7 protein-coding genes and 1 pseudogene are annotated in these 8,489 nt (G+C 37.5%); 7 read left to right on the top strand and 1 reads right to left on the bottom strand.

Annotated features, from left to right (window positions below; translation table 11 throughout):
• Positions 1-116: pseudogene (locus ACEN33_RS11300) on the top strand (IS30 family transposase); the annotation flags it as partial.
• Here the strand turns inward: ACEN33_RS11300 and ACEN33_RS11295 are convergent.
• A complete protein-coding gene (locus tag ACEN33_RS11295) occupies positions 80-3,634 on the bottom strand; it encodes a DEAD/DEAH box helicase family protein (protein ID WP_407095133.1) in 3,555 nt (1,184 codons plus the stop codon). The pseudogene ACEN33_RS11300 and the gene ACEN33_RS11295 sit on opposite strands and share 37 nt — an antisense overlap.
• A 284-nt stretch (positions 3,635-3,918) precedes the next feature.
• Between ACEN33_RS11295 and ACEN33_RS11290 the strand changes: the two genes are divergently transcribed.
• The 6 genes from ACEN33_RS11290 (at position 3,919) to ACEN33_RS11265 (ending at position 8,451) form a co-directional block, all read left to right on the top strand.
• The gene (locus ACEN33_RS11290; protein WP_407095132.1) at positions 3,919-4,380 is read left to right on the top strand and encodes a JAB domain-containing protein; all 462 of its coding nucleotides are present in this window, start codon (positions 3,919-3,921) and stop codon (positions 4,378-4,380) included.
• Entirely contained in the window at positions 4,373-4,678 is a 306-nt protein-coding gene (locus ACEN33_RS11285) for a hypothetical protein (RefSeq protein ID WP_407095131.1), read from the top strand. The genes ACEN33_RS11290 and ACEN33_RS11285 overlap by 8 nt, the downstream gene beginning before the upstream one ends.
• Before the next feature lie 95 nt (positions 4,679-4,773).
• Positions 4,774-5,316 (top strand): DUF1643 domain-containing protein, encoded by a 543-nt coding sequence (locus tag ACEN33_RS11280; RefSeq protein WP_407095130.1) that lies wholly within the window; start codon positions 4,774-4,776, stop codon positions 5,314-5,316.
• A 56-nt stretch (positions 5,317-5,372) separates the two neighbouring features.
• A complete protein-coding gene (locus ACEN33_RS11275; RefSeq protein ID WP_407095129.1) occupies positions 5,373-6,578 on the top strand; it encodes a hypothetical protein in 1,206 nt (401 codons plus the stop codon).
• 233 nt (positions 6,579-6,811) lie between these two features.
• Complete coding sequence (locus ACEN33_RS11270) at positions 6,812-7,588, top strand: hypothetical protein (RefSeq protein WP_407095128.1); 777 nt, start codon at positions 6,812-6,814, stop codon at positions 7,586-7,588.
• A complete protein-coding gene (locus ACEN33_RS11265) occupies positions 7,588-8,451 on the top strand; it encodes a DUF927 domain-containing protein (RefSeq protein WP_407095127.1) in 864 nt (287 codons plus the stop codon). The genes ACEN33_RS11270 and ACEN33_RS11265 overlap by 1 nt, the downstream gene beginning before the upstream one ends.
• Positions 8,452-8,489 lie beyond the last annotated feature (38 nt).

Genomic DNA, 8,489 nt, shown 5'->3' with positions numbered 1-8,489 from the left:
TGTCATCGATTGCACACAAACGGAACACGATTCCACGGAAATCCTTACACTACCGAACACCGTTGGAAGTATTTTTGAGTTACTTAGATGAAGCAGTTTTGTCTAGCTTAATTTGACAAATCAAAGTATTAAAATTTTCTACTAACTCTAGCTTTCCTTCCATTGATAAATAATCATCTACTTCATAATAAAAAATTTGATGATTACTAGAATTATCCTTTATAAAAAATGTTATTGCAATTGGTGCGCGACTTCCCGAGCCAAAAATCTTTCCTCCCTCTTTTCTAGATTTTTCACCCGAAGTTCTTTGATCTCCTCGTAAATTCAATATGTAAATATAATTAAATTCTTCTAGGAGGCACTTGCGCATTCCAGCAGTCGAAGAAGTTGTAATAAACGATGCATTTGTAACAAAACCAATTATTCCTTTACTTCCAATTCTATCTGATGACCACCTTATCGCTCTAATGTAAGAATCATACAGAGTATTTTTATTAGTTACATTGGAATATTTAACATAGGTATTTTTTAATCTTTCATCTAATTTTGGATATTTCTGATTTTGATTTTCATCATTATCACTTAACTGTCTTGCTGAGTACGGTGGATTTCCAATTATTACAGTAATTGGTGATTCTTTTTGACGTTGTAAACGTTCATTATTATCTCCAAATAAATCTTCATCTAGTACAGACTCTTGTTCTGTAGTATCAAAAGTATCAGTCAACACTATCCCTTCAAATGGATGATATTCATCAGCACCAAAAACTTCTTTGAAAGTTTCCTCAATATTTATTGCAGCTATATAGTAGCTAAGTAGTACTATTTCATTGGCAAAAATTTCATTCGTATATTTATAGAGTAAATCTTCTTTATTGATTAACCCTGATTGCAGGAGACGAGTGATAAAGGTTCCTGTTCCTGTGAAAGGATCAAGTACATTCACATTTCTATCAGATAAAGATTTACCTAGATGTTTTTGTAAAGCATCTTCTACAGAATGGATGATGAAATCGACCACTTCTACTGGTGTAAACACGATTCCTAACCGATCAGTTGTATTTGGAAAACCTACTTTAAAGAACTTCTCATACAATTGAACGATGATGGTTTGCTTAGCTTCTAGATTATCAATGCCTTCTGCCCTTATTCTGACACTCTCGTAAAAGCCTTCTAACTGTTCTTGCTCTTTATTCAAGCCTATTATTACTAATTCATCAATCATTAAATCCATGGCTTGAGAAATGGGATTATTTAAAGCAAATGATTCTTCTTCAAACAATGCATCGAAAACTGGTTTGGTTATCATGTGTTGTGCTAACATTTCAACCGCTTCATCCACTGAGATTGAGTCATTGATATTGTGTCGTAATCCTTTCAAGAACTTCTCAAACGCTCTTGCGGTAGCAGGTTCACTTTCTAACATGGCATGTATCCGAGTGATATGTTGCTGTGCTATCTCAGTTACATCTTTGGACCATGTTTCCCAGTAACGAGTGTTACCGACTTTATCAACGATTTTTCCATAGATTGCATGCTCTAACTCAGACCACTCTTCTTCCGAAAGATTAAGTGTTAGTTGTTCAGTCTTTGTGTCTACAACGTATTCACCATCATCCTCATTAACTTCTGGAGCTCCATCATTTACACCGATCACTTCGATTTGACTTGGTTTTTTCTTATTTAACTCCAACTTGTTTATCGTTGCGTCAAATCGTTCATCAATGGAACGTAGAGCGTTCAAGACATCCCATACTATCTTATATTTTTCATTATTATCTAACACTTGATTAGCTGAAACACCACTTGGTACTCCAATAGGTAGGATAACGTAACCATATTCTTTACCTGGATATTTCCGCATCACACGACCTACTGCCTGCGCAATGTCAATCTTTGACTTTCTCGGGTTTAAAAACATTACAGCATCTAAGTCCGGAACATCTACCCCCTCAGTTAAGAATCGAGCATTGGAAAGGATTCGACATGTTCTATCAGGCACGTGTGACTTAAGCCAATTTATTTTTTGATTCTTTTGTAACGCGTTCATTGAACCATCTGCATGATCGATTTCCACTTGAAAAGCGTCGGCATTATCTTGATCGATGTATTCATCCACAACGGTTTGCCACATATTAGTAATGAGTTTTGAATTAGCAATTGTATTGGTAAATGCAATGGCCCGTTTCATGGGTTGCCCTGATAACACATTGGAATTATCTTTACGTTTTAATAGACCATTCCAACAGCCAATAATCTTTGTAACATCATCAAACTCTAATTCATTATTCTTACTTGCAAACACTCGTTGCATCTCTTTTTGTACCATGGATTCATTCACAGCAAGTACCATGACTTTATAATCTGTCAAGATACCTGTATGAACTGCTTTTCCGAATCCGAGACGATAAAACTCTGGTCCATAGGTAGCCTTATCATCCATATCTGCGATGACTACTGACATTTCGTCCGCTTTAGTTTTTGCATTATCTCCGAAGACACGAGGTGTAGCGGTTTGGTATAAACGTCTTTCACTCTTTACTAGATTATTGTCATGAACTTTAACAAATGCACTACCATCCTCACCTAACTTTGTTGCACCAGTTGTACGGTGCGCCTCATCAGCAATGATTAAGTCGAACTCATAAAAACCTGACTTTTGAGCTTGTGCAATCACATCTATTGATTGATACGTTGAAAAAATTACGAGGAACTTATTATCAATATTTTTTTCTTCAATGTCATCTTTGTATTCCATCAATTTTTCAGCATTAGTGGTTGCTGGGTAACCAATGTCGGCTACACTTATATCAAACTCAGTACTTTCACTTTCTTTACGCGTTACACTTCTATCAGAACAGACCGCAATGGTATTCATATCATTGGCGTAAATACTATCGCCTGTCCATCCTCGTAAAGATTGAGAAAGAAGTTGAATACTGGGAACTAAGTACAGGACCCTAAACTGCCCTACTTTTTCTTTAGCTAGTTGTTCAGCAATTTGGAGCGAGGTATATGTCTTACCTGTCCCGGGAGCCATAATCAACTTACCGCGATTGTGTTCTTTAAACCCTTCTAGGACTGCTTCGAGCGCTTCCACTTGATGCGGTCTAGGTGTTTTTGCAGGTTTTAAAGGTACTGCTACCTCTGTTTTACTTGGTGAGTATTGTGACCAGTCGATATGACTATTCAGTAAATCTTCAAAGCCGATACGAGCAATTTTCTTATCGCGATCTTTTAAAGCACTCTCGGCATTAGAGGACCATCTTGGTGAAGACGCAACAATGATACCACTTGAAAAGTACCTCTTACCTATTTCGTTGAGGAACGAATCAATGTGCCCTTTTTGAATGATTGTAGATGGGGCATAGTATTTACATTGAATGGCTACTAAGTCTCCCGTAATTCGTTCTTTTGCTACTAGGTCCACACCCACATCAATTTTAGGTATACCGTATTCATTAGGAACATCCTTCAAAAGCCAAACGTCACTGAAACGTTGCTTGTACATTGGTTCATTCTTGAAGTAAACCAATGAAACATTTTCAAACATGGTTCCTCGGTCTCTTTGGATACCGTCTTTCTTATCTATTTCTTCTAACAGTTCTTCCAAAGATGATAATTTTGTTTTCATAGTTGATTACGCTCCTTGACTTCATTCAATATGATGATAAATCGTTACCTTTTCTATAGCCCACAGAGTGTTCTAGTATCATCTATTGTATTAAGCTTATTATAACATATCGAGTAAATGAGAATAATTACTTTCCTGTATCTAAAGACAATTTGATTATATATTATTATCTTGAATGTCTGGTTCTAAGTATGGCAATCATTCATTTACAAGACGTTAAACACCCCCATCGATGCCAATCGATGGGGGTTCTTTGTCTTTATTTTATATTAGGAGGAAATTTTATGGAAACTGTATCATTTGTAAAGTTGAAGCAAATTGTTGTTGCTGAGCCCGAATTTGAAGGGCTGACCTTGGACTCTACTGGGACCGTAGCGAACTTTGCCCGCGATTACATCGGGAGTAATGACCGTGAAACCTTGATTGTTGTCGGGGTCAACACAAAGTCTGCGATTAACTTTATTTCTACCGTATCGGTGGGGTCGCTTAACTCAACCATTGCGACACCCAGAGAAATTTTTAAACATGCCATTCTGTCAAACTGCGCTCGCCTTTTTATCGCTCATAATCACCCGTCTTATGATACCACCCCGTCTAAATCTGATTTTGATTTCACTCGACGGATTCAACAAGCAGGTGTGTTGCTCGGGATTGAACTGGTGGACCATCTCATCGTAACACCGACCGACTATTTCTCCTTCCTAGGTGAAGGGTTCTTAGACAATGGAGGGATTATCTATGAGTAAGGAAGCACTTGCCCTTGAATGGATCAGCGAATACTTAGGTCGTCCTATTAGCCTAGATGACGTTGGCTATGAGTCCTATGTGTTCGAGGGAGATGAGTTAGATGCGTCGCTCATCCCTCCTAATTATGTTTCTTATTTTAAACCGGATCAACAAGTCCTGACGTGTCTGTATGCTTATGGTGATACGATGGTTTACTTGCTACAGCCCCTTGGGAGTGAGTTACCAGCCATGACACTAATGGGCTTACTCGATGATTATGAGCTCATTCGCTATCGATTACTAAATGGAGGTGTTTAAGATGCAGACAACTATCATAATACTAGAAGTCATCGTCCTTATCGCCTCTACAGTCGCAAAAGAACTTGAACGAAGAAATGGAGGTGGCAAGTAAGATGGTAAAAGAGTTAAGTAAAGAGATTGTCACCAAAGTGATTGAAGAAGATTCAGGTGCTCACCGCTATGTGTTAGAGCGTATTTGGGATGACAAACAGCAGATTGTGACAGTCATTACGCTCTACCCCTCTAGCTCTGAACTGGTCATCACCGATACCACTACCATGTTAGTTACCAACAATGTCTATAAATTAGGGTTTGGGGGCTTCTTATCGGTGAACCTGTATTCGAAGATTCATTTCCCCGATTCCCCGACGAAAAAAGACAGAGCCCGTAACTACAAGACGGCTACCAACAAGACCAATGACGAGTACATTCTCGAAAGCTGTAAGAAAGCCGACGAAATTATTATTGCGGTCGGTTCTCTACCCTCTAAGAACAAACTAGTTGCACAGCGACTGCAATCAATCCTAACGACACTCAAAGAGGAAGGATTGCTCGATAAGACAAAGTCACTCATCGATCAGGAGAAACAAGTATTATGCCATCCCTTAGCTCCTAAAGCAAGAAACAGTTGGACATTAAAAAATAGTCCCATATAATTAAGACAATAAGAGTCATGGTTAGATAAATTACATCATAGGGAGTGAAAGAAACAATGCAGTTAAGGACTTTTAGAGAAAAAATACTTTATATAAGCTCAAAAACACGAAGAAAAGATGTGGGTCAAATTGGGTACGGTAAATTTGATTCTCTCCGTACAGTAGGAATGTTTCTCCAAGAAAAACAAGGTCTTAGTTCCCAAGACCGTACTTATGGAGATAAACATGGCAATCAAATTACCATGCTTACTATAAAATACTTAATTGCGATTTATATGTTTAGTTTGAAAAAAAATCCTATTCTGTTTGCTGAGGAGTTAGGGGAATTAAAAAAGTTTGAGTTGTTTTCTACAATACATCTTGAGAAAAACACGGACGAAGAAGTGCAGAAATTCGAAGAGTTCCAATATATGAATAAATTACAGGAAGTATTACAGATGAAACAATCGGAATTGCTAAAAAAAATTCCTAAAAACACCTTTTATTCACAGGAAATTAACTCTCCTGTCCTCCTCTATCTTCTCTACTTTCTGGTAAGTTATGGAAGTAGTGATACATTGCTTAAAGATTTTGATAAGATCGCGTCAAAATTTGAAGAGACAATGTATAACAAATCAAGGTTCATCTTCCAAACAAGTGTTGAATTGTACCGCGATGATATGTTATTGACGATGTTACTTGAGCCTTTAGCTCACAAATTAAACCCTATTAGGTTAGTTGAAATTTACAATAACCATCTCGATTACTATAACGGCCTCTTGGAAACAGATGCAAAGTATCTTAGCGCATCTGTTTCCGGTTATGATTCCATTGGAACTAACAGCAAGGTACGTAATAACCTCTCAGATAAAGTTAAATTATTTCCAGATGAAGAGGCCTATCATGATGTAGCATTGCCTGAGGAAATTCTTAACCTAGATGAAAAAAGCAAGAAGAAAATATTGAGGGTTATCATAGACTTATTCAATTTAGAATCCTCTTATGAATCGCTATTAGAAGCTATCGAAATGGATTATCCGGATGACATTTCTTTGCTGAAACCTTTGTATAAAAATTTAGAGGATAGAGATCCCGAAATAAAAACCTTTGATTTTAACTTTACTAACCTGATCACCTTTCGCCTCATACAGGAAGCTTGCTCCCTATCCCTAAAAACTCATCTTGTATTTAATCAACGTATCATAGATATACTACATTCTCTTGAAAATTCCCTACCTGATAATAGTCACCCCTTCGCCTATCTTACCAGAAAAACCGACTAGAACAGGCTAATCTTCCTTCAAAGGCATTCTACTCTTTAAAAAGTAGGATGCTTTTTTGTTGTGGTTATTGACGGTAGAAATCCGGACTAAACTCCCATTTTTTTTGATTTCTTGAGTCCGAGAGAAATCATCTAGGTTATCTTACTATGTATGTAGCGTAGTAAGTTACTACGTATCCATCATCGGCCGATGGGGAGTGGCAATAATGACAAATACAGAAAGAAGGAATTATGATGACTGAAAATAATGGAGTATATGGCAATGATCTAGAACTCAATGAAATGATGGAATTGCGAAATTATCCGAATAAAATGGAGTTTAACGCTAGAATCACAGGGATGCAGTTTACTAATGAAAACACCTACTTCCATTTAGAACTAACGGAACCCGCAGTAGGGATGAAGCACGATGAGGTATTTACACTCGGTAAGAGTTATTTATTAAAAGAATCTAATGAAACTAATGAATGGAGTAAGCCACTAGAAGATGCACTTTTCGCGTTTGGTTCTGAATTAATCAATCCTCTTGACGAATTTGATACTGACTTAATCTACCAAAGATTAGTGGGTGATATTTTTAATTTTGAATTTGTCAGAACAGATTCTAAGGCAGATTGGGAATTGGTAGAAATGACGAAGGTGAACGAGAGCTTTAATGGTAACGATTTAATTTCATTTCAAGGCAATATCGTTAGTGTGTCACATACCAATAATTCTATTGAAGTCGTATTTAAGTTGGCTATAAGTTCCAAGATGCATTTCCATGCTGGAAGTTTGCATCAAATTTATCACTACCACCTTTATAATGACGAGCAAAAAGAATTGTTTGAAAATACATTTGACGAGTTTGTAACATTTGACCCTCGAACTAATAAGTTCAATTTTGAAAATAGCCAATTAATAGTCATTTACCCACCTAAAAAAATAATTGAATCAGAAGAGTTTATTCGCTTCGATGCACAGGCAGTGAGACCTTTCATGGTACTACCCATGCCAAAGGAGGTGGTGTAATGAGAAACGAAACAGGTGATTTTCAAATCGGGTCCTTCACCTACAGCGTAGAGAACGGGATTACTGAAGGGGACACAGTCTGTTCGCTATACGCTAGGGTATCAAGTGTCTTCATTGACCATACTACTATGGAGCAGACATACCAACTTGAATTCAAGCATGCTGTGTTAAATGAAATTTACAAGATTAAGGTGGAGTACTCAGAATTATTGACGAGTGGTATTAGTTCCTTAATGCGACTAGGGCTGGACGTTACCAACAGCAATAAGCAGTCGCTTAGTAATGCTTTGCTTGCGAGTATTCCCTATGCAGAGGTCGTATTCGTTGTCACTTCATATGGTTTTAGCAAATTCAAAGGTATGCAGATATTTATTACTGATAAGGTCCTATCCAAAGAGCCTATCAAAGAGCTACTTGTCGTCCAGAACAACAAGTATGACTTGGTTCCAAAAGGCAGTCTGGTTGATTGGCTTCAGATGTATGAAGATTATGTAAAGGGCTATCCTCCATTAGAACTGGCGGTAGTCTTGGGACTGAGTGGACCAATTATTTGTCACTTGAATCAAAGCTACCCAGATCTTAAAACGCTTTTAGTCAATTTCTCAGGTGATAGTTCAAAAGGCAAGACTACAGCGCTCTCGTTAGCTGTGTCGGTGGCTGGTGAACCGAATAAAGGCCACCAGTCACTGCTTCGCTCTTGGAATGGGACGAGCAATGCCAATCTCGGATTATTAGAAGGGGTTTATGGTATTCCGATTGCCTTTGATGAACTTAGGTTCTTTGTCAAATCGTGTTGGTCAGAGATTTCCGAGGTAGAAAGCTTAAATGCTTTCTACCTTTTTTTATGCGACTTTAGTATTTAATTGTTTGTTGATCACTTTTTCTTCTTCAAAAGTTAAGG

Source organism: Ruoffia sp. FAM 24228 (genome assembly GCF_045528575.1).
In the GTDB taxonomy this organism is placed as follows: Bacteria; Bacillota; Bacilli; order Lactobacillales; family Aerococcaceae; genus Ruoffia; species Ruoffia halotolerans.
Note: the sequence above shows the minus strand (reverse complement) of the source record. Positions and strands in the feature narration are given on the sequence as shown.

What these genes read in the sequence shown, in the direction of transcription:
- ACEN33_RS11290 (WP_407095132.1), top strand. Translation starts at nt 3,919, where the DNA reads ATGGAAACTGTATCATTTGTAAAGTTGAAGCAAATTGTTGTTGCTGAG.
- ACEN33_RS11280 (WP_407095130.1), top strand. Translation starts at nt 4,774, where the DNA reads ATGGTAAAAGAGTTAAGTAAAGAGATTGTCACCAAAGTGATTGAAGAA.
- ACEN33_RS11275 (WP_407095129.1), top strand. Translation starts at nt 5,373, where the DNA reads ATGCAGTTAAGGACTTTTAGAGAAAAAATACTTTATATAAGCTCAAAA.
- ACEN33_RS11265 (WP_407095127.1), top strand. Translation starts at nt 7,588, where the DNA reads ATGAGAAACGAAACAGGTGATTTTCAAATCGGGTCCTTCACCTACAGC.
- ACEN33_RS11285 (WP_407095131.1), top strand. Translation starts at nt 4,373, where the DNA reads ATGAGTAAGGAAGCACTTGCCCTTGAATGGATCAGCGAATACTTAGGT.
- ACEN33_RS11295 (WP_407095133.1), bottom strand. Translation starts at nt 3,634, where the DNA reads ATGAAAACAAAATTATCATCTTTGGAAGAACTGTTAGAAGAAATAGAT.
- ACEN33_RS11270 (WP_407095128.1), top strand. Translation starts at nt 6,812, where the DNA reads ATGACTGAAAATAATGGAGTATATGGCAATGATCTAGAACTCAATGAA.